We start from the raw sequence: 25688 nt of genomic DNA on the forward strand, positions 1-25688 counted from the left end.
GTGCGGCGCTTTCAATCACCGGCCGGCTTCGGCGCCTCCTCGGGCGCGACGCCCCGTCGCACGACGACGACGGACACCTTGCCCTCCTTGGCCGGCGTCACCCGGACATGAAGCTCGTCCTGCGAGGAGCGGAAGAGCATCGGCTCCACCTCCTCGAAGCCCGCCTGCGAAAGCTCGTTGCGGTAGTAGACCTCCACGTCCAACGCCCTGGCGCTCGCCGAGTACACGAGCGTGCGCGCTCCCTCCATCTCCGACTGCAACAGCCCCGAGCCGCCCGGGTACACCGGGGCCACGCTGGACTGGACGCGCGGCGCCTTGGACAGGTCCGCCTGTCCCAGGAACACCGTCGTCGTGCCGTCCGGGTTGGGCTGGACGATGGCCGTGTACGAGATGAACTCGCGCGTATCGAGCGCGGTGATCATCGGCTCACGCAGGAGCTGCGGCTGGCGCGAGGCCGCGGGCACGTGCAGCCCCCAGACGAGGAAGCGGTCCACGAGCGAGCGCAGGATGACCTCCGGCCGCTCCTTGCTGCGCACCGCCGTCATCTTCACCGGGATGCCGCTGGCGATGACCGGCGCGGAGACGTCCACCACGCCCACCACGCCGGGCACCTCCCACTTGAACGGCGTGCGCTGCGCGGCCGCGACACCGGACGCAAGCATCACTCCCATCACCGCGCATCGCAGCCAGCTCTTCGCGTGGGTCATCACTCGCTCCGATTAGCGCACGCGCCCGCTCTTGCCCTTGCGCGGGGTCTCGATTCCCTCCGGGTCCACGCAGCGCTCCGAGCACTCCGCGAACTTCTTCTCCTGCTTTTCCTGGCAGCGCGACATGCAGGACTGGAAGGGCCCGGGCCGGGTCGGGTCGTCCGGGGGCGGGGGACACTTGTCGATGCACGAGCGCATCATCGCGTCCGACTTGGTGACGCAATCGGCGCTGCACTGACTGCCATCCGCCCGCGCCAGGCCGGCCGTCAGCACGGCGACGAGGAGGAAGGTACCCCGGGTCCAGGAGAGGAGTCCTCGCGTCATCTCAATCACAATCCCTTCCGAGGAAGCAGGCGCCGTTGCCGAAGCGCTGCGCGTGCGCCAGGCTGTACGGGAACGTGGTGAGCCCGATGTAGGAGCCGGGCGTGGTGGGCCAGAAGCGGGAGATGGGGTCCATGGGCGGGGGCGTCTGGACGAAGTTGACGACGTCCTCACCCGCGGCGCTCATCCAGAAGGTGTGCTCCTTCATGCCCAGGCCCACCATGGCGAGCGCCGTCGGCGGCAGCGGGTTCCAGAACAGCGTGGCCTCCGCCAGGTTGCTCGCGGACGCCTGGATGGGCAGCGTCGTGGGCGCGTACGTGGACCACGCCGCCGCGTGGAAGGGCACGTTGGTGCAGGGGATGAGCTGGTCCTGCATGAGGATGTTGCACGTGGCGGACTCCAGCGCGCCCGCGAGCCCCCAGTCGTCCACGAGCATGGAGAAGCGGCCCTGGCACGCGCCGCCCACCGCGCGCCCCACCGCGCAGACCTGCAGGTTGGCGAGCGAGTCGTCCAGGTTCTGCTTCTGGTACAGCGCGCCGTCATCGGGCCCGTCCAGGAACGAGCGGGGGAAGCGCCACGCGCTCAACGTGGCCGAGGCACCACACGCGGTGCCGCCGTTGTCCCGGTAGACCAGACGCGTGGCGATGGCGCCCGCCCAGCCCACGCCCGCGTCCATGCCGCAGCTCACCTGCATGCCGGTGCCGCGGGTGAAGGCCATGGTGACGCGGCCCCCGCCCGGCGTGGAGGACAGGCCCTTGAAGTCCGCGTAGCGCTCCTGCGCGCTCGCGGCCGCGTCCCGCATGGAGCTGCCCGCCTGCGTGTACGTGACGGGGATGTGGTGCATCTGCCCGTGCGTGCCGTCCCACAGCGCGGAGACCGCGGCCTCCTGCACCTTCAGCGACAGGAAGCCCACCTCCGCGAAGTGGATGCCGAAGGCGACGATGGTGACGAAGAGCGTGACGCCGATGGCGGCCTCCAGCAGGGCCTGCCCCCGGGCCGCGCGGGACTTCGAGCGACGTGCGTGACGAGCGTTCATCTCTGGAGCCCCTTGAAGCCCGCGTTGCGCAGCTCGCGGAAGGTCTGTGCCGCGACGGGCGCGCTCAGCCCCAGCGTGTCGATGGCGTCCCCCACCCCGTCCTCATCCACGTCCGCGCCCACGAGCGTGGCGCGCCAGTAGGGGTTGAGCAGGTTGGGCGGCTCGCTCCAGTGGTGGAAGCCCAGGCTCTGCCCGCGGTGGTAGTAGGCGATGCCCGTGGACAGCGCCGTCTGCGTGTTGTTGGGCGTGCCGTCCGCCAGGTTGAAGCTGCGGGCGTCATACACGTTGCCCCCACCGCCCGACTCGAAGCGGTAGCGGAAGGACAGGTCCCACGGGTCCAGCCTGCGTGCCATCAGGTCGCGCTGCACGACGGCGAAGTTCTTCGGCTGCCCGTAGTTGTTGTCGTCGTTGTTGACGCGCACGACGTTGTAGTCGAGGAACGGCGGCCAGATGCCGGGGCACGACGAGGGCCCGCCCAGACACGGCACCAGCATGTGGTTGAACGGGCCGCCCGGGTCCCTGCCTCCCGTCCAGGTGTGCTCGGGGCGCGGCATGATGCCGCCGGACGTCACCAGCGAGGCCTTGGTGGACTGCACCCCCGCGACGCTCGCGGGACAGGCCACCGGGTTGCCGCCGTGCAGCAGGTGGTCGTACATCCAGCCGATGCGGCCCGTGTCGTCGCCCGTGAGCGCCGGCGCGTACGGAGGGAGCAGCGGCATCTTCCGGCCCGGCTTGCCGAAGTAGGTGGTGCCGTTGGTGTCCGGCAGCACCACCACCTCGTCGGGGAACCAGATGACGAAGTCCAGGTTGGCCTGGTGCGCGGTGTAGTCGCCCAGCCGCCACTGCCGGTGGGTGACGAAGTGGAAGCCGCGGCTGCCCATGGCCGCGTTGACGGCGTGCGCGACGGTGAGCGGCAAATCACAGACGGCGCCATCGCCCGTGCAGGCGACGCCGCCGGAGAGCTCGTTCTCGTTGACGTTGCCCACGTCCGGCACGCGCCAGGCGGCGTCCTGGGGGTTGCGCCCACGGCCCACCACGTTGCCGAGGATGCGGTTGGCGAAGGCCTGGTCGTCCACCGCGTCGCGCAGCTCCTGGTAGTTCTGCTGCTGGGCCGCGTAGAAGACGCCCTGGGCAATCTGGTGCGACAGCATCTGCAGGTTGACCATGGGCTCCATGGACTGGAACACGGCCTCCACGCGGGCCTGCTCGATGCGCAGCTGCATCTGGAGCATGCTCAGGTCCGACACGCCCTTCCTGCCGCAGCGGCACTTCTGCCGGCACCAGGAGCTCTTGGGCGCGCAGGGACAGCCGGTGGCCTGGGCCAGCTGGTAGGGCTTCTTGCCGATGCCGAAGCCCGTGTTCGCGGCGTTGAGCTGCGCGCGGTAGAGGCTGGCCCAGCTCACCAGGCTGGTGGCGCCCGCCTGCGCCACCGCGTGGCCAATCTGCGCGCGGTTGATGACCGCGATGTTGTTGAAGGTGCGCGCGGTGGCCACGGCGTTGGAGTACGCGGCCGCGTCCGTCACCGTCTGCAATTCGATGCGCTCGCGCACCTTCATGGAGAAGGAGAGCGTCAGGCTCACCATCAGCACCATGAGCAGCGTGCCCAGCACGAACAGCACCATCGTCTGACCACGGGAATGGGCGCGTGTCATCGGGGGCAATCCATGGTGGCGAAGTGGCGCCGCTTGGCGGGCGTCAGCATCCGCATGGTGAAGCTGGTCTCGATGGGGAAGACGTACTGCTGGCGGGCCACGCGCGCGGCGAGCTCCGAGCGCACGTCCGCGGCCAGCTGGATGGGCGAGGTGAACTCCCCCTGGTTCCAGTTCGCGTTCGCCTCCGCGGGCATCAGCGGGTTGGCCGCCGTGTAGTCCTCGATGCCCGCCTGCGCCATGAACATGCGCGACATCACCCAGTTCGCGAACGGGATGCGCATCGGGTACCAGAAGACCAGCTGGACCTCCAGGCGCCTCAAGTGGCCTGGATCATCGAACGCGCGGTCCTGCGGCCCGTCGATGCCGCCGCCCACCAGCGCGCGGTTGATCCACACGATGCTGCCCGTGTGCACGCCGTCCAGGCCGCCGCGGTAGCGGTTGTCCCGCCGCGCCGCGAACGCCGCCGCGAGCTTCGCCGGCGCGCCGCCTCCTCCGCCATGCCGCACCTCGTCCGTCGCGCTCGACAGACCCAGGAACGAATGGAACGAAGGTATCAACGCGAGGATGGCCGCATGCGTCATCCGCTCGCATTCGCCATGCGCGATGCTGCCCGCACGGGTGGCCTGGAACGCCGCGTAGTGCGCCAACACGCGCGCCTGCAGCATCAGGAACAACTGCAGCGTGCCCAGCAACAAGAACACGACCAATGGAAGCGTGAGGGCCGCCTCCACCATCGCCTGTCCTGACTGGCCACCATTCCCTCGGGGGTAGGAATTCATGGCAGCACGCAGTTTCCCGGGAGTTCTCCCCGGGAGGACATACGTCAACTTGCCCGTGGGGGCGGGATGTCTGTCAGTGGGCGCTACAGACCGAGCGCGTCATGTCTCATGTCTGTCACATGCGCCGGGGGCGGGGTGGAAACACCCCCAGGGTCAGCGCGGCTTCATGCCCTTGGTGTCGAGCTGATACTTCTTCACCAGCCGCTCGATGGACTTCCGGTGCAGGCCGCTCTCGCGCGCGGCCCGGGAGAGGTTCCCCTCGCAGCGGGTGAGCACGCTGGTGACGTACTCGCGCTCGAAGTTCTCCAGCAGCTGCTCCTTGGCGTCCTTGAAGGAGAGGTGCTCGTTGAACGGCAGCGGGCCCTCCCGCGCCTGACCCCGCACGCGCGGAGGAAGGCTCGACGGCTGGATTTCTTCACCCTCGCTGAACGTCAAGACATGCGACAGGACGTTCATGAGCTCGCGGACGTTGCCGGGCCAGGGGTAGGCCATGAGCAGGCCCATGGCCTCGGCGGAGAAGCGCTTCTTGCCGTGCTTCTGGACGACGTCGGGGGCGGCGAGGGCCCCCTTGAGGATGAGGGGGATGTCGTCACGGCGCTGGCGCAGCGGGGGCAGCTGGATGGTGATGACGGAGAGGCGGAAGTACAGGTCCTCGCGGAAGTTGCCGGCCTGTATCTCCTTCATGAGGTCGCGGTTGGTGGCGGCGATGACGCGGCAGCTGACCTCGATGACGTCGTTGCCGCCCACGCGGCGCACCTCGTGGTTCTCCAGCACGCGCAACAGCTTGGGCTGAAGGTCCAGGCGCAATTCGCCCAGCTCGTCCAGGAAGATGGTGCCGCCGTGCGCGCGCTCGAAGGCGCCGGGCCGTCCGCTCACCGCGCCGGTGAAGGCGCCCTTCTCGTGACCGAACAGCTCGCTCTCGATGAGGTTGGGCGGAATGGCGCCGCAGTCGAGCACCTCCATGGGGGACTTGTTGCGGCCCGACAGCTCGTGGATGGCGCGGGCGACGAGCTCCTTGCCGGTGCCCGTCTCGCCCTGGATGATGACGGACACGTCGAGCGGGGCGATCTTCTTGATGAGCCCGAATATCTGGCGCATCTTCATGCTCTGGCCGACCATGCCGCACAGCTCGCCGTCGCGGTCCGGCTCGACGGTGACCTCCTCGTCGAGCGGCGCGAAGGTGAGCACCGACGAGCCCGCGCGAATCTGCGAGCCCGGTGACAGGTAGGCGCGCTCAATCCTGCGCCCGTCCAGGAACGTGCCGTTGGTGGAGCCCAGGTCCACGAGCAGGTAGCCGCGCTCGGTGAACTGGATTTCGAAGTGGTGACGGCTGGCGGTGCGGTCCTCCACCAGAATCAGGTCGTTGCCCGGGTGCGCGCCGCAGCGCAGGCGCTCCTTGTCGCTCACCACGGAGCGGCCCGTGTCCGGCCCGGACGTCACGGCCAGCCGGCACTTGTGGAGCTTCACCGTGGTGCGCGGGTCCACCACGAGCGTCTCTCCCAACAACGGGGAGTGGGCGAGGTCTAACCCGGCGGCATCTCCGGGGCTGGTGTGGATGTCGTCGGGATGCGGATCTGTCGCGCTCATCTGTCACGGGAGGATAGCAAACGCGCCCCCCGCAGCCGCCTGTGTCCGCGGGTACGTGCTACGCTCGATTGCTCCGCCCATGTCTCCCCGAAAAATCCAGCAGAAGAAGGCCCCGGCCATGCCTGGGTCCAAGGCACCCGAGCATCCCGCGCCGCGTCGTGGCCGCGTGAAGAAGACGGTGGCCATCCTGTCCCGGAAGCGCTCGTTGTACTCCACCCGACGCCTGGTGGCGGCCATCCGGGAGCGGGGACACCGCCCGCTGGTGCTGGACACGCTGCGTTGCTGCCTGCTGCTCGCGCAGGGCACGCCGCGCATGACTTACCGCGGTGTGGAGATGCGCGGCGTGGACGTGGTGGTGCCGCGCATCGGCGCGTCCATCACCGCGTACGGGCTGGCGGTGGTGAACCACTTCGAGATGATGGGGGTGCCGGTGCTCAACCCGCAGACCTCCATCGCGCGCAGCCGGGACAAGCTGCGCGCGCTGCAGTTCCTGTCGCGTTCCGGACTGGACATCCCGCGCACGGTGATGGCGCACGACCGCAGCAACGTGAAGAAGCTGGTGGAGGAGGTGGGCGGGCTGCCCGTCATCATCAAGCTCATCAAGGGCACCCAGGGCGTGGGCGTGATGATTGCGCACACGCTGCCGGAGGTGCAGACCATCCTGGATACGTTCTGGGACCTGGGTCAGGAAATCGTGCTCCAGGAGTTCGTCGCGGAGAGCGAGGGCCGGGACGTGCGGGCGCTGGTGGTGGGCCAGCGCGTGGTGGGGGCGATGCGGCGGCGCGCGAAGAAGGGCGAGTTCCGCTCCAACATCCACCGCGGTGGTGAAGGGCAGGCAATCGAGCTTCCGGCGGCATACACGGAGGCGGCCGTGCGGGCCGCGGGCATCATCGGCCTGGAGGTGGCGGGCGTGGACATGCTGGAGGGCCACGCGGGTCCCCGGCTGATGGAGATCAACTCCAGCCCCGGCTTCGAGGGGTTGGAGAGGGCGACGGGGCGCGACATCGCGGGAGAAATCGTCGAGCACGCGCTGGCTTACGCGGCGGCGAAGGCCGGCGCTCCGCGGATGACCGGCGAGTAGTGGACGACGTGTTCGAGACTGCTCGCATGCCCTGAAGCAGGCGAGCAGCCGGGGCCGCAGGCACCTTGCATGCTCCACAGGAACACAGGAATGCCTTCAGGGGCCGGTTGTCATGGGGAGTTGGCAGCGGCGCGGCGTGGCCTCTAATCTGGCGGCCCCCCATGAAAACGCTGCACAAGCCGCTGCAGGTTACCGTCTACCAGGACGTGCTCTGTGCCTGGTGCTATCTCGCCGACCTGCGCCTGGACGTACTGCGCCAGGAGTTCGGCGACGCCGTCCGCTGGAGCGTGAGGCCCTACCCTCTGCGCGTTCACGACGTGCTTCCCACGGAGCGCGAGAAGCGCGGGCTCGTGGAAGAAGTGCAGCGTGCGCAGCGCGAGGCGGACCTGACCGCGCCACTGCTCTCCACGGACCTGTGGCTGGGCGGAGACCCGCCGCGCAGCAGCGTGCCGGCGCTGGCGGCGCTGGAGGCCGCGCGGTTGCAGGGCCCGAATGCGCGGATGTTCCTCGCGCGGGCGATGCAGCGCGCGGCGCTGGAGCAGGGCGTCAACGTGTCGCGGCCGGACGTGGTGTTCGAGCTGGCGTCGCGCGTGGGCCTGGCGATGAACGAGTTCTCCGCCGCCTTCCGCTCCGAGGAGACGCGCCGGCTCATCCTGGATGAGCACCGCGACGCGGCCGGGCGCGGCGTGCGCGGCGTGCCCACGCTGGTCATCGGTGGGCGCTGGATGTTGTGCGGCCTGCGCGAGCTGTCCGAGTACCGCGAGCACATCCTGGCCTGCATGGGCCGGGTGGCCGTGCCGCGCTCGGGTTCTTCAGAGCGGCTGGTGCACTGAAGCACCGAAGCCGTCACCGGGGCCCGCCCTGCCGCGCGGGCCCCGTGGGCTGCAGGTCCTCCGGCTTCAGCCGAAGCGCTCCTGGCGTCCGCCGCGGCTGATGGCCAGGTAGAGGCCCGCGAGCAGCAGCTGGAAGAGGCCCATGGCGGGCAGCGCGGGCAGGCAGCACAGGATGAAGCCCAACGCCACGATGAAGCCGCCCAGCGCCAGGACGCCGAGGATGGAGAGCCGGAAGCCCTTGGCGTGGGTGTAGGCCAGGCGCAGGGTCTCCAGCGCGGTGGGGTTCTCCTGGTCCGCCAGCGCGGGCTGCACGAGGACCAGCGGGAGCATCAGCCACATGCCCGGGCCCAGGTAGAGCACCGCGGACACGAGCACCATCAAGCCGATGAGACCGGGCGACACGCCCCGCATCGCGCCGTCGAACTCGGAGAGGGAGTTCAGCTCGGCCAGGGAGATACCCGCGCCGGCGACGAAGATGGCCACCAGGATGCCCAGGCCGACGAACACGAGCGGCAGCACCAGCGCGAACGTCAGCAGCATCGTGAGCAGGTAGGTGCCCAGCTTGGAGAACTGGGAGAACACGCGCGCCAGGTCCGCGCGCTGGCCCTGGAGCACGTCCATGGCCATGCGCAGGAAGCCCAGCGTCACCGCGCCCTGAATCACCCACGTGAGCGCGATGCCCACCAGCGTCGTCATCACCATGGCGACCACGCTGTCGGTGGCGGCGCCGATGAACGAGAACATCTGGGACAGGAGGTTTCCGCCGATGGACGCGGCGAAGACGAGCAGCGCGCCGACGCTGAGCATCACCCACTCGCGCTTGAACGCGTCCAGGCACACGTCGAACAGGCGGCTGAAGGACCAGTTGTCCCGGTCCAACGGGAAGTCCCGGCCCAGGCCCTCGCGGGCGCGACAGGGGGGACAGTGCGACTGCGTGCCGCGCTCGCTGCACGTGTCACACATGAAGTTGCCGCAGCGCGTACAGGTCCGCTGCGCGAGGTCATCCGGGTGCAGCGGGCACGTCGCGCCCCTCGCCCTTCCGAAATCCGAATCCGACATGAGTGCCCTGCTCCTCGCGCGACGGGTCCGGTTCACCCCGGCTGCCTCGACTCGCGCCGTCCTTCCGTGAAGGACCTACACCAGCCAGCCCTGTGTTCACCAGGGCACAGGGGCGCTTAAGCAGGTGGCGGGCGGGCGGGAAGCGTGGGGGCGTGAATTTTCTCGGGGCCTGCGCGTCTGGAATTCCGTGGTCGCGAAGGGGGACTGGCTGCAGAGGCCCTTCGCGCGGGAGACTCGTCACATGCGCCGATTGCTCGCACTCGCCATCCCCCTGGCCCTGATGATGGGAACGGGTTGCTACGCCCACTATCACGGCCCCGCCGCTCGCCGCGCCGTGGTGGTCGAGTACAGCTACTCGGGCTACCACCCCATTCCGGATGACGACGGCGGTGGCTGGTGCCCGTATGACCACGTGCACTCGCACGGCTACCAGCCGTCGACGACGTATTACACGTACACCGACGACGTGTACTACTACCGGGGTCCGGCGGTGGTCTGGTACTGGGACTTCCACCTGGATCCGCTGGGCGTCGCGTGCCACCACCACGGGCGGCACTCGCACGACTACTACCCCTCGTCGGGTCGGGCGTACCGCTGGGAGCGCAACCGCGGCTACGTGTACGACCGGACCCACGCGGCCTCCGCGGTCTACAGCTACACGCGGCCCGGCTCGCGGCCGACGACGACGCGCAACTACACGCCTCGCGACAATGACCGTCCGCCTCCGGGTGGCACGGGCTGGGGCACGCAGCCTCCTCGCGGCGGCTCGCGCTACAACGACAACGGTGGTGGCTGGGGCAGCAGCGGGGGCAACAACAACGGCGGTGGCTACGGGCGGGACAACAACGGTGGCTCGCGTCCGGGACGCGGCCACGGTCGGGACCGCGACGATGACGACCGTGGCAACAACGGCGGCGGCTGGGGCAACAGCGGCGGCGGCTACGGCAACAACGGCGGCGGCACGCCTCCGAGCGGTGGTGGCAACTCCGGCGGTGGTTATGGGAACAACGGTGGCGGCACGCCTCCGAGCGGCGGTGGTAGCTCCGGCGGTGGGTACGGGAACAGCGGTGGCGGCACGCCTCCGAGCGGCGGCGGCAACTCCGGCGGTGGTTACGGCCGCGGAAACCGCGACAACGACCGGGACGATGACCGCGATAACGACCGTGGCAATGACCGCGGGAACAGCGGCGGACGTGGGAGCAGCGGCGGCGGCTGGAACACTGGTGGCGGACGCGGCAGCAGCGGCTCGAGCAGCGGCAGCAGCGGCTCGAGCAGCGGCAGCAGCGGTGGTGGCTGGAGCAACGGTGGCGGGCGCGGCAGCAGCGGCAGCAGTAGCGGCGGGAGCAGTGGCGGCGGCTGGAGCAACGGTGGCGGGCGTGGCAGCAGCGGCTCGAGCAGCGGTGGCGGTCGGAGCTCTAGCGGTGGTTCCTCGGCGCCGAGTGGCCGCTCCGGTTCCTCCGGCTCCAAGAGCAGCGGCGGCGGCTGGCGCTGATTCATCGAGCACAAGCAACCTCGGAGTCGAGGGACCTGGCGGCGGGACTCACTGACCGCGAGCGTCTCGGAGTCGATGGGCCTAGCGGCGGGTGCTGACTCACCAGCCGCGAGCACCTCGGAGTCGATGGACCTGGCGGCGGGTGCTGACTCACCAGGCGCACCTCGGAGTCGATGGACCTGGCGGCGGGACACACCGGCCGCGAGCGTCTCGGAGTCGATGGACCTGGCGGCGGGTGTTGACTCACCGGCCGCGAGCACCTCGGAGTCGAGGGACCTGGCGGCGGGTGTTGACTCACCAGCCGCGAGCACCTCGGAGTCGATGGACCTGGCGGCGGGTGCTGACTCACCAGGCGCACCTCGGAGGTTGTTGGATTCGCTTCCGAGGTGGGGCTGGCCCTGAAACACATGGCGCGAGCGCGCCTCGGAGTTGATGGATTCAAGACACCGGGTCACGTCCCACGTCCCTCTCGGACGGGTGGGCGGCCCGGTGTCTGCTTTCCAGGGTGGGGGCGAGTCGTCGAACAGGGGACGGAGAGCCCGGCGGTGGATTGCCGTGCGAAGAGGGCATGGAAATGTTGGCGAGCGATGAAGCGCCCTTTTCTTCTGACTTCTTGTGTACTGCTCGGGCTCGCGTCGTCCGCTTGTGGCTCCGGGGGCCCTGCCCCCGACCCTGGCTTCCAGACCGAGGATGCCGAGTCGGTGGACCTGGACAACCTCCGCATCCGCGTCAGCGGACGCGCGCGCGTGCTCCCCGAGGCCGAGCGATGGCTCGCCGCCCAGGGACAACCCACGCCCACGTTGGACGGAGTCCCCATCGCCATCCAGGAGCCGCTCCGGGTGGCGGTGAATGACGACAACCCCACGTTCGGCACCGGCACCGTGGAAGCCGATGGCGCCTTCGCCGTGGAGGACGTCCCCGTCCGCGAGGTCCACCAGGGGCTGGCGACGAGCCTGGAAGGCGCGGGCCTGGTGCGCACGCTCACGCCCGTCTACGACAGCGTCTTCACCGGAGCACGCCCCCGCACGGACGTCATCGAGGCGAGCGTGTGGGCCCTGCCCGAACAGTTCCATGACGCGCTGAGCACGACCTTCGGTGAGCCCCTCCTTCGCGGGCTGACGAGTGATCGCGCCCGCACGTTGCGCGACGCGGGCTTCGTGCTGGGACGCGTCGTCGATGCGAGCGGACAGCCTCGCGCGGGCGTGCGCGTGGTGCCGGACCGGAGCGAGCTGGCCGAGCGCATCTTCTACCCGTCCGCGGACTTCAACGGCGTCGACCAGGTCGGCACGTCCTCGGATGGATTGTTCATCTACGTCCACACCGGCCTGGACGCGGAGACGTTCCGACTCGGCGTCGAGGGTGACGACACGTACGTGGCTCGCAACGCCTCCGTCGCGCCCGGGTGGGGCTTCGTGCTCACTGTCTACCCCGGCATCTACGCGCCCGCCGCGCCCTGACTGGGCGCACGCGCCCCGCGCACGGCGGCCTGGGCAGCCGAGCGTCCACCCTGCCCCGCCGTGCGACGCGGGGCTCGGACGCGATGTGCATCCATCTCCCGGACAGGTGCGTGAGGAGCGAGTCGGAGGACCGACGCGTGTGACGACATCGTCCGCGCGCGACCGCCACCTCCGCGCGGCCCAGGGGGGCGCCGATGCAGCCGAATGGCGGGGGCCAGACCCGCAACCAGAGCGTGGCCCGCGCACTCGCCTGGGTCGCGGCGCTGGTCGTCCTCCTGCTGGGACTGGCCACCCTCACCGGCTGGCTGCTCTCGGCGCGCCCCCTCTTTCCCGAGGGCGATAGCAGACCCGCCACCGCGCCTCGCACCAGCCTGGCCCTCGTGCTCGGCGGCCTGGCCCTGGCCCTGAGGTCGTCTGCCCGCTCCTCCCGCACGCGCCGGAGACTGTCCGCCCTCTGCGCCGCCGGCATGTGGCTCATCGGCTGCGTCAGCGCCGCGCAGGACGTCATGCCTCCCATGGGCCCCCTGGACGTGCTCTTCACCCAGGCGTCCGGCGTGCTCGACCTGCGCATCCGCCCCTCGCCGCTCACCGCCCTGTGCCTGCTCCTGCTCGGCACCGCGATGCTCCTCCCCGAGCGCAAGGGGCCTCGACTGTCGTGGAACGACGCGCTCGTGATGGCGGCCGTGCTGGTGGCGCTCCTGGGCTTCAATGGCCTGCTGCTCGGCCCGCTCGTCGGCGCGGCGGGAGAGACCTTCCCGGCCCAGCGCAGCATGGGCCTCTACACCGCCATCGCCGTGCTGCTGCTGGGCGTGGGCGTGCCCTGCTCGCGGCCCGAGCGAGGGCTGGCGGAGCGCCTCACCCGGGACTCGCTGGGCGGCTTCCTCGCGCGGCGGATGGTGCCCCTCGCCCTGCTGGGCCCCACCGTGCTGGGCGCGAGCCTGGCCCTGCTCCATCTGGCGGGACTGCTCGGACGCGAGGCGAAGCTGCCTCTCTTCGCCACGCTCCTCAGCGCGGGCGGCGCGGTGCTCGTGCTGCTGGTGGCGCGCGCGCTGGAGTTGCTCGAAGCAGGACAACGCCGCGCCACCGCCGCGCTCGCCGCCTCCGAGGCCCGCTACCGCGGCCTGCTGGAGACCACCCCCGAGCCCCTGCTCATGGTCGACGCGAGCGGACGGATGCGCTTCGTCAACGCGGAGGCGGAGCGCGTGTTCGGCCACCCCCGAGAAGCCCTGCTCGGACACGGAGTCGAGGTGCTCGTCCCCGAGGGACTCTTCGGCGGCCAGCGTCTGGACGGAGACTCCACCGCGCGCGCCCTGCGCGGACGACGCGCGGACGGCACCCCGGTTGCGCTGGAAGCCCGGTTGCGGAACGTCCATGGCCCCGAGGGCCCCAGCCTGCTCGTCGTCCTGCGCGACGTCACCGAGCGCGAGCAGGCCACCGCCCGGCTCCGGGCGGCGCACGAAGAGGCCGAGGTGCAACGCGGACTCGTGCAGGCCGTGATCAACCACGCGCCCGTGGGCGTGCTCTTCACGGACCCGAGGCGGGACTCGCTGCTGCTGGCCAATCCCTTCGCGCAGGCGATGCTCGGCCCGATGCCGGAGCACCCCAGGCGTGGCGCCTATCTGGACCGGCTGAGACATCTCGACGGACGTCCGTTGACGATGGAGGACCTGCCTTCCACCCGAGCGGTGCGGACCGGCGAGGTCGTGGGCCCCGAGGAGCTGCTCATCACGCGGCCCGATGGCGGGACGACGCCCGTGCTCATCACCGCCGCGCCGGTGTTCGGCCCCCAGGGAGAGCCGCGCGGCGTGGTCGTCACCGGCCAGGACCTGACGACCCGCCACGAGCTGGAGCGCCTGCGCGAGGAGTACGTGAGCCTCATCTCGCATGACCTGCGCAATCCCCTGCAGGGCATCACCCTGCGCGCCAGCCTGCTCACCCACGCGCTGAAGGAGCGCGGCATGGCACGCGAGGAGGCCCTCACCGAGGCCATCCTCCGCAACGTCGAGTGGATGAAGTCCATGATTGAAGAGCTGCTCGAGGGCTCGCGCCTGGAGTCCCGCCGCGTGGAGCTGCGCCGCGAGCCGACGGACGTGGTGCGCTTCCTGGAAGGCGTGCTCGAACGCGACGTCCCGCCGGACCTGCGCGAGCGCTTCCTGCTGGAGGTCGCCACACCCGTGCCCCTGGCGTGGGTGGACACCGCGCGACTGGAGCGGGTGCTCACCAACCTGCTGGGCAACGCGGCCAAGTACAGCCCCGCCGGGCGCCCCATCCACGTGCGCGTGTCCGCCTCGCCGGAGGACCACGTCGTGGTGGCGGTGCGCGACGAGGGCCCGGGCCTGGCGCGCGAGGACGCGGAGCACGTCTTCGACAAGTACTTCCGCACCCGTCAGGGCAGCGAGTCCGACACGCAGGGCCTGGGGCTGGGCCTCTACATCAGCCGGCTCATCATCGAGGCCCACGGCGGACGCATCTGGGTGGAGAGCGAGCCGGGTCAGGGCTCCACCTTCTGTTTCAGCCTGCCCGCCACGCCCCAGGGCCCCGAGCCCCACCCTCCCGAGGAAGAGATGGGACCCAAGGGCCTGGAGGAGTGAGCCCTACCGTCGCGCCACCCAGCGCGGCAGCCAGTCCGGCGCCTGGGCGGTGGTGAGGCGCGTCTGGCCGCTGCCATCGGCGCGCATCAGGTACACGTCCGTGTTCCCCTCGCGCTCCGACACGAAGGCCAGGTACTTCCCATCCGGGCTCCACGCCGGCATGTCGTCGCGCCGCTGGCCGTCCGTCAGCGCCACCGGCACGCCGCCCGCCACGGGCACGCGCCACATGCGGCTTCTGCCATCCGACGCCCGGCTCACGTACACCAGCGTCTGGCCGTCCGGGCTGAACGCCGGCTCGCGCTCGTCACCGGAGAAGTGCTCGCCCGACACCGCGCGCAGCTCCGAGCCATCCGGCCGCACCAGGTACAGCCGCTCCCGGTTCTCCCGGTCGCTGATGAAGACGAGCCACTTCCCGTCCGGACTCCAACCCGGGGAGCGGTCCTCGCGATGGAACGCGGTGAGGCGCCGCTCGGCCGTCCCGTCGGCCTTCGTCACGTAGATTTCCGGGTCGCCCTCGCGGCTGCACACGAAGGCCACCTCCTGACCGTCCGGGGAGATGGCGGGCTCGAAGCAGCCTTCCTTCACCTGCGTCAGCCGCACCTCTTGCACCCCCTCGCGCGGCTCCAGTCGCACCAGGTCGCTGAAGCCCTGCGCGTCCGACTCGGCCACCAGCCACGTGCCGTCCGGCGCCCAGCTCGCGTTGCGCGAGCGCGCCCGGGGCGCATGCAGCGGCAGCGCGTCTCCACCGGCGAGCGGCTGGACGCGCAGCTGCTGGAACTGCATCCCGCCCTGCTCCCGCACCGCCACCACGAGCAGGGACTTCCCATCCGGCGCCACGGGACCTGGGTACTCGTCCTCGGGGCCCTTGGTGATTCGCGTCTCCGTCCCGTCAGGGCTCACCTGCCACACGTCCTTCTGACCCGCCCGCTCCGACAGGAAGACCACCGCGCCGGGGATGGCGCGCGCCTCCTCCTTCGACAGCGGCCCGGCGCCCGACGTCCCGCCACACCGGCCGGAACATCCGACGCCGAGCACGGCGAGCGCGGTGAGACTCCACCGCGCCCACCACGGCCAGGAACGCGGCATCCGTTCGAGGCCTCGCACCCTCACGTCACCGCACCCGGATGGCGTCCGCCATGACGACGTAGCCCTCGGTGGCCCAGCGGCTCAGCTGCACCGTGTTCCAGCCCGCGTTGAACGAGTACGTGCCCAGCGTGTTCCACGCGCTGCCGCCGGTCTGCTGATTCTTCGTCACCGTCGCATTGCCGCCCGCGTGGTTGATGATGAAGGGCGCCGCGGGGGAGCGGTTGGTGCCCGCCACCCACCACGCGTCGATGGTCTTCGTGCCGGCCGAGGCCAGGTAGAAGTTGAACACCACCGGCTCCGAGATGGGCTGCGTGGAGGCGTAGTAGTAGCCGCTGCCGTAGTAGCCGGCGCTGGTGCCGGCCGCCCACGAGGCGGGCACGTCCGCGCGCGCCTTGCTCGTGTCGTTGTTGGCGTTGTGGCTGTCCACGACGATGGTGCCCGTGGGCGTGCCGCCGTCACCGCAGTAGCTCTTGATCTTGCTGATGTAGCTGCTCCACGGCCAGTTCGGACCCGGGTCCGTGCGGGACGCGGGCTGGAGCCGGCCGTGCGCGACGATGTGGTAGCTGTCGCGGACGATGCCCTGCCCCTTGGTGATGTCGCAGGACAGCTTCGCGGACGCGTCGATCTGCCCGGCCGGGAAGGACGACTGGCTGGCGAAGCCGCCGTGCTCGATGCCCACCGAGAAGTGGTTCACCGACGTGCCCTGGAGGCCGCAGTCCACCTTGCCGTTGAGGTTGCAGTCGTAGGACGCGCCCACGTGCCACGCGCGGTTGGACTCACGCACCAGCTGCGAAATCTCGCTGCCGCTCTCGTTGACCACGTAGTGCGCGGACACGCCCGCCGCGGAGTTCGTCAGCCAGCCCCAGCACCCGGAGTAGCCGCCCTCACAGGTGTGGATGATGATCATCGACACGTTGGTGCCGGACGGACGCGCGTTGTAGTTGGGCGACGCGCGCCAGATGGAGGCGCCGTAGTCCGGGCCCGCCGCCAGCGCCTGCATCCTCGGCAGCGCGAACTTCGCCTCCACCGCCGCGCCCTCGAGCGACACGGCCACCTTGCCCTCGGGCGTGAAGGCGCCCGCGCCGTCGCGCAGCGTGGCGTAGACCTCGTTGTGGACGTAGTACGCCTGCACGTCCGGGTCGGTGATGTCCGTCAGCGCCACCGCCACCGGAGCCCACGCGCCCAAATCCTTCCGGTCGATGCCCGCCTCGGTGGCGTGCCTGGACAACAGCGCCGCGCCCGCGCGCAGGTTGGCCAGCGGCTCGCCGCGCACCTGGTCCTCCGTCACACCGGCCAGCGCCGCGCCCTGGGTGATCTTCTCACCGCGCAGGGCCAACAGACCGAACGCCGCGGGGCGGCCCTCGAACTCCTCCTCGCCCTTCACGTGCTCCCAGCGCGTCTCCGTGTAGGAGATGGCCTTGAGCAGGCTCACCGGGACGTCGAACTCCTTCGCCGCCTGGGCGAACAGCGCGTCCAGCTCGCTGGGGGTGCGGCGCGCCTGGTCCGCGATGGCGCGGGCCGCGTCGTCCGCCGCGCCCGAGGGCACCTCCGTGGAAGGCGGGGCCTCCGGCGGCGGCGCCTCTTGCTGCGGACCACACGCAGACAGGGCCAGGGCCGCGGCGGTGGCCGCGAACGTCTTACTCAACACGTGCATGGGAGCTCCTTGAGAGGGGATCAGCAGCTCTGCGCTCCGCACCCGTCCTCGGGAGCGGCGGTGCGGCGTGCCCTGAGCACCATGCGTGCCAACCCCGACTTCCCCGCTTTCAGCCTCCCAACCCACGAGAACTGGAGCGTCGATGCTCCAGCCCCTACCTCCTCCCACTCGGGCACCGGAGCCCAAGTCAACATTTCAAGCCCATGAATTCACGAGGTCGCCCACAGAGGGCTACCCACCCGGCGCGTCCGGAATGGCCGCCGGTGTCGCAGTGGCGTGTTTCGGGACAGGGGTCATGTAAACACGTTTTACTCATTTTCTGATGTCCCTCGTCTTTTCCCACGGGGCCGGATGGGGCCTCGTCCGGCCAGGTGGGAGGCGGCCTCGGTGGCGGGCCGGGTTCCAGGCGCGGGAGGTCGAATCATCCGCTATGAGGGGGCCATGCGGCTTTTCGGTATCGGCGACACGCACCTGCCCTCCACGCGGAACAAGGACATGGAGCGCTTCGGGTGGATGGAGCACCCGCGGCCCCTGCAGCGCGCGTGGGACGAGAAGGTGCGGCCGGAGGACATCGTCATCGTCGCGGGGGACATCTCCTGGGCGACTCGGCCTCACGAGGTGATGGACGACCTGAAGTGGCTGGACGAGCGGCCGGGGCGCAAGCTCCTGGTGCGCGGCAACCACGACTACTGGTGGGGCGACTCGGCGTCGAAGCTGCGCAAGCTGCTCGAGCCGTTCAAGACGCTGGAGGCGTTCCTCCACAACAGCGCGGCGGTGATGGGGCCGTGGGTGATTGCCGGCACGCGGCTGTGGACGGCGCCCGAGGCCCCGCCGATGCCGGGCGGAGAGATGGGCGACGAGCCCATCGACCAGGGCTACGTGGAGCGCGAGACGCGCAGGCTCGCGACGTCCATCGAGGACGCGAAGAAGAAGGAGGCGGCCAGTCCCACGCCGCTGGTGCGCGTGGCCGCCGTGCACTTCCCGCCGCTGTACGCCAACGAGAAGGCCACCGCGTTCAGCGACCCCATCGAGGCGTTCAAGCCGAAGGTGTGCGTGTACGGCCACCTGCACTCGACGGGCATCCCCGCGGGCTTCACCGGCGAGCGGGCCGGCGTGCGCTACGTGCTGGCGTCGTGCGACGCGGCGGGCTTCTCGCCCGTGCTGCTCGACGAGGTGTGAGGATAAGCTCCACCGCTCATCGTCCATACACCCAGGGCCGGTCACCGAGGCAGGAGTGGAGAGATGCCGTCCAACAAGTCGGAGCTCGCCGCGCGACTGGCGGCCACGCAGCCCGGCGACGCGGTGCGAGGGCTGTTCTTCAAGGCGGTGTTCAGCCTGGTCCAACAGCGTGCCGGACTGGCCGCGATGGAGCAGGTGCGCGTGGGGGCGCTGGCCAAGGACTACTCGGACCTGCGCACCTACCCCGTGCAGGAGTTCCTGAACCTGCTGTACCTGGCGGCGGACGCGCTCGAGGAGCCGCTGGGCTCCGAGGAGGCCGTGTACCACGCGTGTGGTGAGTCCAACGTCACGCGCTACTCCACGGGCCCGGGGATGCTCATCTTCGGCATCATCTCCCGAGGAGACCCGCAGAAGCTCTTCTCCGGGGCGCAGATGGGCTACAGCGCGGCCGTCACGTACGGCACCCGCGAGTACGTCACCACGGGGCCCAAGTCCGGCACCCTGCGCGTGCGTCGGGACATGCTGCCCCCCGCGTACCACGAGGGCATCCTCACCGGCGCATTGAAGGTGTTGGGATTGAAGGGCACGGCGAAGGCCCATCCGCAGGGCATCGACCGCGTCGACTACGACATCACCTGGGAGTGACTACTCCACGCGCTCGTAGGTGACGTCCAGCTCCGCCACCACGCGCTCGCCCACCGAGGCCTGGCAGGAGAAGACGTGGTTGGCGCCATCGCGCGAGCGGCGGTGCGCACCGAACACCACCGTCTGGCCCGCGTACGCCAGGCTGTCCGCCTTCAGCCGCACGTCCTTGGCCAGCACCCGCGCCCACGGCGCGCCCTCGAGCTTGCGCAGGAGCGTCGTCGCCACGCGGGTCATGCCGCTCGCCACAATCGCCACGGGCATCACCGGGTGCAGGGCGAAGTGGCCCTTGCACATCTCCGGGGTGACGGGGCCCAGGGACGCGGTGAGGCTCTCATCGTCCGGGCGCCAGTCGCGCAGGGCCAGCGCCTTGCCGTACGGGTTGGAGCGCAGGCGGGCCCACTCCTCGGGGGTGCGCTGGATGCCGTCGTCGCGGCGCGGCTCGCGGCGCATGTCCTGGCGCGCCTCGCCGAACAGGCGGGTGAAGGCGGCGGCGGACAGCACGTTGTAGTCCACCTCCAGGCGGAACACCGGGGTGCCGTCCGGCGCGGACAGCAGCGTGCGCGCGGTGGCGGTGCGCTTGCCGGTGAGGCTGGCCTGCGCCAGGCCCCAGAGCAGGTCCGTGGAGCGCGCCATCGGCTCGCGGCGCAGCCACTCGCCGCGCGCGCCGCACGCCAGGTAGAAGTGCTGCCCGTCCTTGGGCGCCACCAGCGCGGACGCGCACGAGCCCAGGATGGCCAGGTGACGGCCCGCCTCCGCGATGCCGATGAGCCCCGCCTCCGCGTCCGGGTCCTGCTGCACCGGGATGCGCGCCACCACCTCGCCCTTGCCCATCACCGTCACGTCCTTCAGCGCGAAGTACGGATCACGCACGCAGATGCGCGGGTACAGCTCCTGCGCGCTCAGCACCGTGTGCGGGGCCAGGTTCGACCAGTCGCGCTGCGGGACGTCGTTCCACGGCGTCGCGGAGGGGGCGCCGGAGGAGAGAGCGGAGGAGAGGAGCGAGGCGGGGGCGACGTCGAGCATGGGGGATGACCTCAGTTCGGACACGGGGTTCTGCGCGACACCTGAAAGCACTGTAAACGAGCTGCCTTCCGTCAGTACAGGATTATTTCTGCCTGATGAAAATATTCTCGCCACAGCGTGCCGAATGTTGCTGGTGAGCGGTAATTTTCTACCGTGGAAGGAAGAAATCACCGTTTCACTGCACCAGGAGTGCGCCGAAGAGCCCCCCCACACCCACACTCAACGCGTAGCGTCAACGCGCTGACTGGGGTGAGCAGCACCCCATTATCGGAGCGAGCCGGCCCGTGTTTCCGGAGAGTTACACCGTCACTGGGTGCCCAGACGCAGCGCGTCTTTTCTGGCCCCCAAGCGGAAGTGATGCCAACGGCGGAGGATTACAGCCCTGGCGGTGATTCCGGGAACGTGAACGCGGATTCCAGGGACGCCGCCACGCGGGTTTCACGTGGCCGGACGCAACCGGACAGGAGACTCCCGCATCGGGGCGGAATTTCGAGGGGGATTTCATCGGGGGTTTTCCACCGGGCGGGAGGGGCCACACCGGGGCGCGCGGGTGGAGGGCGCGCCCCGGGGCCAGCCTCGGGCCGGGGTTACCGCATGACGGCTACAGCTCGACCTGGCTTCCCAGCTCCACCACGCGGTTGGGCGGAATCCGGAAGTAGGCGGTGGCGCTGCGGGCGTTGCGGCTCATCCAGGAGAAGAGCGCCTCGCGCCACATGGCCATGCCCGGCTTCTTGGAGGGAATCAGCGTCTCGCGGCCCAGGAAGAAGCTGGTGCCCATGAGCTGGAACTGGAGCCCCTTCTCCCGGCAGCGCTTGAGCACGTCGGGGATGCTGGGGTTCTCGGTGAAGCCGTAGGTGGCCACCACGCGGACGAAGCCCTGCTCCAGGGGCTCCACCTCCACGCGCTCCTCGGCGGGGACGTGGGGCACGTCCTGGGTCTGCATCGTCAGGAGCACCACCTGCTCGTGCAGCACCTTGTTGTGCTTGAGGTTGTGCAGCAGCGCGGGGGGCGTGCCCTCGGCGTTGCCCGTCATGAAGATGGCGGTGCCCGGCACGCGCACGGGCGGGTGGTCGCCGAAGCTGCCGAGCAGCTCCTTCAGGGGGATGCTCGCGGCGCGCAGCTTGGCGGCGAGGATGTCGCGGCCGCGCTTCCACGTGGTCATCAGGGTGAAGATGACGACGGCCAGCAGCAGCGGGAACCAGCCGCCGTCCGCCACCTTCATCGCGTTGGCGCTGAAGAAGGCCAGCTCCACCGTGAGGAACACGCCCGCCACGGGCAGGGCCAGCGCGCGGCTGACGCCCCAGCGCTCGCGGGCGACGACGTAGGCCATGACGGAGGTGATGAGCATCGTCGTGGACACGGCGATGCCGTACGCGGACGCCAGCGCGCTCGAGGAGCGGAACGTCAGCACCAGCGTGAAGACGCCCACCATCAGCGCCCAGTTGATGCCCGGCAGATAAATCTGGCCCATCTCCTCGGCGGAGGTGTGCACCACCTCCATGCGCGGGCTGTAGCCCAGCTGCATCGCCTGGCGCGTCAGCGAGAAGGCGCCGGAGATGAGCGCCTGGGAGGCGATGACACCCGCCACCGCCGACAGGAGCACCAGCGGATAGAGCATCCACGAGGGGGCCAGCAGGTAGAACGGATTGCGCGCCGCGCTCGCGTCGCGCAGGAGCAGCGCGCCCTGGCCCAGGTAGTTGAGCATCAGGGCCGGCAGCACCGCGCCGAACCACGCCCAGCGGATGGGCTTCCAGCCGAAGTGGCCCATGTCCGCGTAGAGCGCCTCGCAGCCCGTGACGACCAGGAACACGCCGCCCATGACCAGGAAGCCGTGCCAGCCGTTGTGCACGAAGAGCATCACCCCGTGCACGGGGGACAGCGCGCCCAGCACCGCGGGGTTGTGCACCAGCTCCTTCACGCCCAGCGCCGCGAGCGTGAAGAACCACACGCACATCACCGGGCCGAACACCGCGCCGATGCCCGCCGTGCCGTGGCGCTGGACCATGAAGACGACGAAGAGGATGGCCAGGGTGATGGGCACGACGAAGGGCTCGAACACGGGGGTGGCCACGCTCAGGCCCTCCACCGCGCTGAGCACCGTGATGGCCGGGGTGATGAGGCCGTCACCGTAGAGGAGCGCCGCGCCGAAGATGCCCAGGGTGATGAGCACCGGGCGGTTCAGGTGGGTCTGTCCCTTCTGCCGCTGCATCACCAGCGCCATCAGCGCCAGGATGCCGCCCTCGCCCCGGTTGTCCGCCCGCATCACGAAGATGAGGTACTTCACCGAGACGATGATGAGCAGGGACCAGAAGATGAGCGACAGCACCCCGAGGACGTTCTGCGGCGTGGGGTGGATGCCGTGCGGGCCGGTGAAGCACTCGCGCAGCGCGTAGAGCGGGCTCGTCCCGATGTCGCCATAGACGATGCCCAGGGCCCCGAGGGCCAGGAGCGCCGTGCGCTTGAAGGTATCGGGGCCTTCCCGAATCTCCTCGCCGCCCGGTACTCCGGTGGTGGTGGCTTTCACGCGCCCCCCTTTAGCCGAACCCACATGAGTAGCAACCCACCCGGAGACGGGCCCCGTGGATTCCAACGTCCAGGTGCGCCCATGTGCGAGCAGGTAGCCCCAGGCCGGCTCCTTCCGTCGGTCCGCGACGGAGCAGGCGTCCGGAACGAACAGTCAGAGGGGGGCGTATGTTGATTGGCCATGAAGGAAGGCCGGGGGGCCACGGGGGACATGCCCCTGCCTGCTTTCACGTGCTCCCATGCCACCTCGCGGGGGCGCGATGACGATGGCGGTATCCCGGTACGCGGACGCACGACAGTTCGGGGCGCATGCCCCGGAGGTGGAGGAGCGCCTGGCGCTGCTGGCGGAGGCGTCGCGGGTGCTGGCCGACGCCAGCCTGGAGCCTCCCGCCGTGATGGAGCGGCTGTGCGCCCTGGTGGTGCCCTTCCTGGGCGCCGCGTGCACGCTGCGCCTGTTGTCCGAGGACGGCCTGTGGCTGCGCACCATGGCCTCGGCCGCCGCCTCGCCCGAGGCCCGGCTCCTGTTCCAGACGCTCAGTCCCCCGGCGCTGCGCGCGGACGAGGGCCCCTCGCGCGAGGTGCTGCGCACGGGCGAGGCGCAGTGGGCGCCGGACGCGAGCCCGGAGGAGCTGCGTCAGCTGGTGCCGCCGCAGCAGCACGGGCTGCTGGAGGACTTCCCCTTCACGCGGTGGATGGTGCTGCCGCTGCGCGCCCGGGGGAAGGCGCTGGGCACGCTCACCGTGTGGAAGGCCCCCACGCCCGAGCGCACCGTCGAGGCCGCGGAGCAGCTGCTCCTGCAGGAGCTGGCGGACCGGGCCGCGATGGCGCTGGACGTGGCGCGCGCGTACGCGGCGGAGAAGCAGGCGCGGCAGGCGGCGGAGGTGGCGGCGGGGCGGCTGGCGCGGCTGCAGCGGGTGACGGCGGAGCTGTCCCAGGTGCTGTCGGCGTCGCGCGTGGCGGAGGTCATCGTCGAGCAGGGCGTGGAGGCGGTGGGCGCGACGCGCGGCGGGCTGTGGGTGGAGGAGGACGGGCACGCCAGGCTCTTGAGGTGCTCGGGCTATGACGACGCCGACTCGGTGCAGGAGGCGTTCGGCCTGCTCCCGCTGGAGAGCCGGGGGCCGGTGACGGAGGCGCTGCGCGAGGGGCGGCCCGTGTGGCTGGAGTCCCCCGAGGCGCTGACGGCGCGCTACCCGGAGGTGGACCAGAAGCGCCACCACGCCATCCGCGCGCCCTCCCCCGCGTCGGCGTGTCTGCCATTGACGGTGGAGGGTCGGGCGCTGGGCACGCTCCTGTTCGCCTTCTCCGCGCCGCGCGTGTTCGACGCGGACGAGCGCGCGTTCCTGGAGCTGCTCGCCCACCACGCGGGACAGGCGCTGGCGCGGGCGCGGCTCTTGGAGCAGGAGGAGCGGGCGCGCGCGCAGCTGGCCGAGGTCAACGAGCGGCTGGCGGCCATCATCCAGGCCTCGCCGGCCTCCATCATCCTGGTGGACGCGGATGGCACGGTGCGGATGTGGAACCCGGCCGCGGAGCGCATCTTCGGGTGGACGGCCCAGGAGGCGATGGGGCAGGTGCTGCCGGTGGTGCCGCCCGGCAAGCAGGAGGAGTTCCGCCGCAACCTGGCCCGCGCGGGCCGGGGTGAGTCGCTGGGCGGCGCGGTGATGCAGCGCATGCGCAAGGACGGCACGCCCCTGCAGGTGGCGCTGTGGACGGCGGTGGTGCAGCCGGCGAGCGGCGGCTCCGAGCAGGTGCTGAGCATGGCGGTGGACGTCACCGAGCGGCAGCGCAGCGAGAGCGCGCAGCGCTTCCTGGCGGAGGCGGGCGGCGTGCTGGCCACCAGCCTGGAGCAGGAGGAGACGCTGGAGCGCGTGGCGCACCTGGCGGTGCCGTCGTACGCGGACTGCTGCGGCGTCTTCCTGGCGGACGAGGACGGGCAGGTGCGGTGCGTGGCCTCGGCGCACGCGGACGCGGGCTTCCGCGCGTCGGACGGGCAGCCCTCGCCGGGGCTCGCCGTCGTCGCGCGGGTGGTGGCCTCCGGTGAGGCGGAGCTGCGCACCGGGCTGAGCGCGGACGCTCCCGAGTGCGTGCGCCCGCCCGGTGGGGAGGGCTGCTGGGCGTGGCTGTGCGTGCCGCTCCAGGTGCGCGGGCAGACGCTGGGGGCGCTGTCCTTCGTCACCTCGCGGCGCGACTACGACGCGCAGGACCTGGCGCTGGCGCAGGAGCTGGCGCGGCGCTCGGCGTTGGCCATCGACAACGCGCGGCTGTACCGCGAGGCCCGGCACGCCATCCGCCTGCGCGAGGAGTTCCTCTCCATCGCCAGCCACGAGCTGAAGACGCCCATCAGCGCGCTGCAGCTCCAGGTGCAGAGCCTGCTGGCGGGGCTCAAGCGCGGGCCGTCAGCCCTCACACCAGAGCGGCTGGGGCGGGCGCTGGAGGTGGTGGACCGGCAGGTGAAGCGCCAGACGCAGCTCATCCACGACCTGCTGGACGTGTCGCGCATCAGCGCGGGGCGGCTGGAGCTCAGCCCGGAGCCGTTGGATTTGTCGGCGCTGGTGCGCGAGGTGGTGGAGCGCTTCGAGCCGGAGCTGGAGCGCACGGGCACGCGGCTGGAGCTGACGCTCGCGCCGGAGTCGTTCGGGCTCTGGGACAAGCTGAGAATCGACCAGGTGCTGACGAACCTGGTGAGCAACGCGGTGAAGTACGGGCGCGGCAACCCGGTGCACGTGGTGATGACGGTGGGCCCGGCGTCGGTGCGCGTGGAGGTGCAGGACGGCGGCATCGGCATCAGCGAGGAGAACCTGGCGCGGCTGTTCCACCGCTTCCAGCGCGCCGTGTCCGAGCGGAACTACGGCGGCTTCGGCCTGGGGCTGTGGATTTCGCGCCAGATTGTGGAGGCCATGGGGGGCCTCATCACCGTGAAGAGCGAGCTGGGCGTGGGCTCCACCTTCAGCGTGGAGCTGCCACGCACCCGCCCCTGAGCCAGCGG

At 70.6% G+C, this 25688-nt stretch carries 19 protein-coding genes; 8 read left to right on the plus strand and 11 right to left on the minus strand.

Annotation, left to right across the window (positions count from 1 at the left end; translation table 11 throughout):
- Nucleotides 1-11: 11 nt before the first annotated feature.
- The 6 genes from VZQ01_RS17515 to VZQ01_RS17540 all read right to left on the minus strand — a co-directional run bounded on the left by VZQ01_RS17515 (nt 12) and on the right by VZQ01_RS17540 (nt 6082).
- Complete coding sequence (locus VZQ01_RS17515) at nt 12-707, minus strand: hypothetical protein (RefSeq protein WP_223782214.1); 696 nt, start codon at nt 705-707, stop codon at nt 12-14.
- A gap of 12 nt (nt 708-719) precedes the next feature.
- Entirely contained in the window at nt 720-1031 is a 312-nt protein-coding gene (locus VZQ01_RS17520) for a hypothetical protein (RefSeq protein ID WP_267698414.1), read from the minus strand.
- Between the two features lies 1 nt (nt 1032).
- Nucleotides 1033-2064, minus strand: a complete 1032-nt coding sequence (locus VZQ01_RS17525; RefSeq protein WP_267698415.1) for a pilus assembly protein — start codon at nt 2062-2064, stop codon at nt 1033-1035.
- Nucleotides 2061-3716, minus strand: coding sequence for a TadE/TadG family type IV pilus assembly protein (locus tag VZQ01_RS17530; protein ID WP_267698416.1), 1656 nt, complete (start codon nt 3714-3716; stop codon nt 2061-2063). The genes VZQ01_RS17525 and VZQ01_RS17530 overlap by 4 nt, the downstream gene beginning before the upstream one ends.
- Nucleotides 3713-4495 carry a TadE/TadG family type IV pilus assembly protein gene (locus VZQ01_RS17535; protein WP_426748420.1) on the minus strand — a complete coding sequence of 261 codons (783 nt, stop codon included), beginning with the start codon at nt 4493-4495 and terminating at the stop codon, nt 3713-3715. Before VZQ01_RS17535 ends, VZQ01_RS17530 begins: the two co-directional genes overlap by 4 nt.
- 153 nt (nt 4496-4648) lie before the next feature.
- Complete coding sequence (locus VZQ01_RS17540; RefSeq protein ID WP_194869094.1) at nt 4649-6082, minus strand: sigma 54-interacting transcriptional regulator; 1434 nt, start codon at nt 6080-6082, stop codon at nt 4649-4651.
- A gap of 79 nt (nt 6083-6161) precedes the next feature.
- Here VZQ01_RS17540 and VZQ01_RS17545 point away from each other — a divergent pair, with 79 nt between their 5' ends.
- Together VZQ01_RS17545 and VZQ01_RS17550 are read left to right on the plus strand one after the other, a co-directional pair.
- Nucleotides 6162-7163, plus strand: a complete 1002-nt coding sequence (locus VZQ01_RS17545; RefSeq protein WP_426748421.1) for an ATP-grasp domain-containing protein — start codon at nt 6162-6164, stop codon at nt 7161-7163.
- A gap of 161 nt (nt 7164-7324) precedes the next feature.
- Nucleotides 7325-7996: a DsbA family oxidoreductase gene (locus VZQ01_RS17550; protein ID WP_141324169.1), complete on the plus strand. Its 672-nt coding sequence runs from the start codon at nt 7325-7327 to the stop codon at nt 7994-7996.
- A gap of 66 nt (nt 7997-8062) precedes the next feature.
- Here the strand turns inward: VZQ01_RS17550 and VZQ01_RS17555 are convergent, their stop codons facing one another.
- The gene (locus VZQ01_RS17555) at nt 8063-9055 is read right to left on the minus strand and encodes a hypothetical protein (protein WP_426748422.1); all 993 of its coding nucleotides are present in this window, start codon (nt 9053-9055) and stop codon (nt 8063-8065) included.
- Between the two features lie 241 nt (nt 9056-9296).
- Here VZQ01_RS17555 and VZQ01_RS17560 point away from each other — a divergent pair, with 241 nt between their 5' ends.
- The 3 genes from VZQ01_RS17560 to VZQ01_RS17570 all read left to right on the plus strand — a co-directional run bounded on the left by VZQ01_RS17560 (nt 9297) and on the right by VZQ01_RS17570 (nt 14595).
- Nucleotides 9297-10547, plus strand: coding sequence for a hypothetical protein (locus tag VZQ01_RS17560; protein ID WP_426748423.1), 1251 nt, complete (start codon nt 9297-9299; stop codon nt 10545-10547).
- Between the two features lie 701 nt (nt 10548-11248).
- Nucleotides 11249-12004, plus strand: a complete 756-nt coding sequence (locus VZQ01_RS17565; RefSeq protein WP_223782209.1) for a carboxypeptidase regulatory-like domain-containing protein — start codon at nt 11249-11251, stop codon at nt 12002-12004.
- A 194-nt stretch (nt 12005-12198) separates the two neighbouring features.
- Nucleotides 12199-14595, plus strand: a complete 2397-nt coding sequence (locus tag VZQ01_RS17570) for a sensor histidine kinase (protein ID WP_426748424.1) — start codon at nt 12199-12201, stop codon at nt 14593-14595.
- A 3-nt stretch (nt 14596-14598) separates the two neighbouring features.
- Here the strand turns inward: VZQ01_RS17570 and VZQ01_RS17575 are convergent, their stop codons facing one another.
- Together VZQ01_RS17575 and VZQ01_RS17580 are read right to left on the minus strand one after the other, a co-directional pair.
- Complete coding sequence (locus tag VZQ01_RS17575; RefSeq protein WP_408888375.1) at nt 14599-15681, minus strand: TolB family protein; 1083 nt, start codon at nt 15679-15681, stop codon at nt 14599-14601.
- A gap of 25 nt (nt 15682-15706) precedes the next feature.
- Nucleotides 15707-17335: a golvesin C-terminal-like domain-containing protein gene (locus VZQ01_RS17580; RefSeq protein WP_426748425.1), complete on the minus strand. Its 1629-nt coding sequence runs from the start codon at nt 17333-17335 to the stop codon at nt 15707-15709.
- Nucleotides 17336-17776: 441 nt separating this feature from the next.
- Between VZQ01_RS17580 and VZQ01_RS17585 the strand changes: the two genes are divergently transcribed.
- The gene (locus VZQ01_RS17585; protein ID WP_074948436.1) at nt 17777-18514 is read left to right on the plus strand and encodes a metallophosphoesterase; all 738 of its coding nucleotides are present in this window, start codon (nt 17777-17779) and stop codon (nt 18512-18514) included.
- Nucleotides 18515-18577: 63 nt separating this feature from the next.
- The gene (locus tag VZQ01_RS17590; protein WP_223782206.1) at nt 18578-19159 is read left to right on the plus strand and encodes a TIGR02265 family protein; all 582 of its coding nucleotides are present in this window, start codon (nt 18578-18580) and stop codon (nt 19157-19159) included.
- Here VZQ01_RS17590 and VZQ01_RS17595 read toward each other — a convergent pair whose 3' ends face one another.
- Nucleotides 19160-20182 (minus strand): hotdog family protein, encoded by a 1023-nt coding sequence (locus tag VZQ01_RS17595; protein WP_223751439.1) that lies wholly within the window; start codon nt 20180-20182, stop codon nt 19160-19162.
- 601 nt (nt 20183-20783) lie between these two features.
- On the minus strand, nt 20784-22730 hold the full coding sequence (locus tag VZQ01_RS17600) for a potassium transporter Kup (RefSeq protein WP_425537600.1): 1947 nt from the start codon (nt 22728-22730) through the stop codon (nt 20784-20786).
- A gap of 214 nt (nt 22731-22944) precedes the next feature.
- Between VZQ01_RS17600 and VZQ01_RS17605 the strand changes: the two genes are divergently transcribed.
- Nucleotides 22945-25680: a sensor histidine kinase gene (locus VZQ01_RS17605; protein ID WP_426748426.1), complete on the plus strand. Its 2736-nt coding sequence runs from the start codon at nt 22945-22947 to the stop codon at nt 25678-25680.
- Nucleotides 25681-25688: the final 8 nt, after the last annotated feature.

It is taken from the genome of Myxococcus faecalis (assembly GCF_050039385.1).
Lineage (GTDB): Bacteria > Myxococcota > Myxococcia > Myxococcales > Myxococcaceae > Myxococcus > Myxococcus fulvus.